Source organism: Methanobrevibacter filiformis (genome assembly GCF_001639265.1).
In the GTDB taxonomy this organism is placed as follows: domain Archaea; phylum Methanobacteriota; class Methanobacteria; order Methanobacteriales; family Methanobacteriaceae; genus Methanacia; species Methanacia filiformis.
Window position 1 is genome coordinate 1 of record NZ_LWMT01000106.1, and the last position, 2,887, is coordinate 2,887.

Annotated in this window: 2 protein-coding genes; one reads left to right on the top strand and one right to left on the bottom strand. The window is 25.3% G+C overall.

The window, feature by feature from the left end; genetic code table 11:
- Positions 1–257: 257 nt before the first annotated feature.
- Positions 258–1,796, bottom strand: coding sequence for a helicase HerA-like domain-containing protein (locus tag MBFIL_RS03650; RefSeq protein WP_066971607.1), 1,539 nt, complete (start codon positions 1,794–1,796; stop codon positions 258–260).
- A gap of 730 nt (positions 1,797–2,526) precedes the next feature.
- On the opposite strand from MBFIL_RS03650, the gene MBFIL_RS03655 reads away from it, so the two are divergent.
- Entirely contained in the window at positions 2,527–2,775 is a 249-nt protein-coding gene (locus tag MBFIL_RS03655; protein WP_211261704.1) for a hypothetical protein, read from the top strand.
- Positions 2,776–2,887: the final 112 nt, after the last annotated feature.

Below are 2,887 nucleotides of genomic sequence, written 5' to 3' on the forward strand. Positions count from 1 at the left end.
CACATTCACCGAAAAATTTAATACATCATCATTCAATAATACCTTACGTGGTGTGCTATTTTTTTGTTTCATACTCTTAATAATACACACCACACAATATAATACTTTACTTTACGAAGTACTGATACTATTATTATTATTATTATTATTAATGCACTACTGTTATTATTAATGCAACTACTATTATTCAAATTAACATAAAATTTATTCTAAAAATAATAGATAATGGTTAGAATAAGAGTTAAATAATAATAGTATTAATAATCTCCTCCTAAATCTTTTATTTCATTTTCTTGTTCTTTAATACTTTTTTCTTTTTTTTCTTTGACTTTTGACCATTCCTCAATGATATTTAAGTCGTCCCCATGTCTTCTTCCTTTGAATTCATCTATTTTTACTAATGTTGGTACTTTTGCCATTAATCCTAAAACTATTGCTTCACCAACATTTAAAGAAGGTAGTTGTTTAACGAGGTCTTCACTTAGGCTTTCACTTGCTGATTGGACATGTTTTTGATCTTGTGGCTCAACTAATCTAAGAATAATCATGTTATTTGCTTGTGAAAGTGCATCAGGATCAACAGATTTTGGACTTTGACTAACCATACATAATCCTAAACCAAATTTTCTTCCTTCTCTAGCTATTCTACTTATCCATAATTTAGAGTTAGTAGTTCTGTTTTTTGGAGCAAGAATGTGTGCTTCCTCCATTATAAAGAAAACTGGAAATTTCAAGTGCTTGTTATATAAATCTTCTTCTTTTTTGTGCATGTATGCTTTTCTACTTTTTAATGCATTTCTTAAAACATGACTTACAATAACTGCTGCAGCAGACTCATCAGTTTGACCTAAATTAAGGACATTTGCTTTTCCTGGTTGAATTTGACTTAAAATATTTCCTGCATTTATATTAAGAAGTGCACTATATTTACTTTGTATATCATCTACTTTGTTTATAACATCCATTATTTTGTTTTTATCAGAAGCATTGATTTCTTTATTTTGAAATATTTCTGTTTCAAACCATTTATAAAGTACAGCTCGCATTATTTCAATAAAATCTTTTGTATTTGATTCGCCTTCTTTTGAAATAGCTGTTGCTTCTTTGTAAGCTTGTCTAAAGTACCTTTCTTGTATATATGCAGAAGATTGAATATTGGCAAGCCCTTTAATTTCAGCAAAAGACATATATAGAGGATTTATAATGGGATCTATAATATTAACTTCACCATTGCTAAATTCAGCACCGATATATTCTGAATGCATATCAAATACTAACATACATCCATTATATTGAAGTAATCCATCAATTAAGACTGAAACAGTATTAGACTTTCCAGCCCCAGTCATTGCTAAAATAGCTAAATGTCTTGATACCATTTTATTAATATCTATGTTTACATCAACATCGTCTTGACTAATAAGATGACCTAATTTTAATGAATTATCCACTTGGAAAACATCTTTAAGAATATTCTCATCAGCTATTTTAATTTCAGTTCCTGGAGGTATAGGTACTCTAGGAATCCTAAGATTGTTATCAATATCTCCAAGAATTCTAATTTTACCTTTAATATAAAAATCATTCCCTTCAATTTCTCTTATTTTCTCAATAGTGTTAGGATCATATATTTCTCCATTTAAAGCTACACTACCTCGCACCATTGTTTCTATCATTCCTAAAATCGTTTTATTATCATACTCAATCGATACATACTCTCCAACATTAGGCATCTTTTTTGAAACGAAATCTATGCTAACTAAGGATGTTTCACCAACAGATCTTCCAATAATCATTAAATCACCATTAATTTTAAATAATATTAAATAAATTAATTTAGTTATTAATCTAGTTATTAATTTAGTTATTAATTTAATACACTGAATTGGGAAAATAAAATTTTCTCAATTCTCACTTTAAGGTTGAATCTGATTTAAGTACCTAAAAGGAGATTTTGCAAAATTTTCTATTTTGCGAAATCAGTGTTTAATAAATTATTATATTGCTTCAAGTATTTTATTTTTATGTCTATTTTTTCATGATAATACTAAGAGGCAATAAAATATCAATAAAATTAATTTTTAAAAACATGTTCTATATTCCTTTATTTAGCAGAATAGCTTAATAAACAAAATTATGATATTTGTTAATGAAAATAAATGAAAAGAAGTTAATTATGGTCTATGTCTAAAGATAATAGCTATTAATAATTAATTGATTTGATAAAGTCAATTAGAAATAAGTATAAATCATTAGTTTTTCATGAAAATACTAACAATTTGGTGGAATTGATTAAATTTAGTTAATATTTATAGGGTTCCTTTTAATGATTTATTTAAACTGTTTTAAAATTCTTTTTTAGTAAAAAATACAATAGAATCGAGTTTATTTTCAAATTTTAAAGTAAATATTTATATATAATGAAATTATAAAAGTCGTTTTGTGTTCTTTTAATAAAATGAATTGTTATAATTAAAATTACACAGGATAATTTAATTCTATAAATGGATTATTTCATAGTTAAATATGAAATTGAGGCGGAATCTCATGATAAATAAAAAATTCATTTTTAGTATTGTTGTTATTTCATTAATATCGGCTGTTCCAGTATATATTGGAACACATGAAAGCATTGATAAATCTGAGCAATTTACTAGTTTAAAAAATACTAATAATTACTATCCTTCTATTAATTCAAAAAATATTATAAAAATTGATGCTAAAAATAAATTAACGAAAAAACAATTACTTAAAATGAATTTGGCTGTGCAATAATTAATTTTTCAGTTGATGGATGACAGTGAATTTTCTTAGTTGTGGTTAGATTGTAAATTATTTTTTGTAGTTTTTTTTATTTGTTGTCTATGTTTTTCATTGAATATCTATT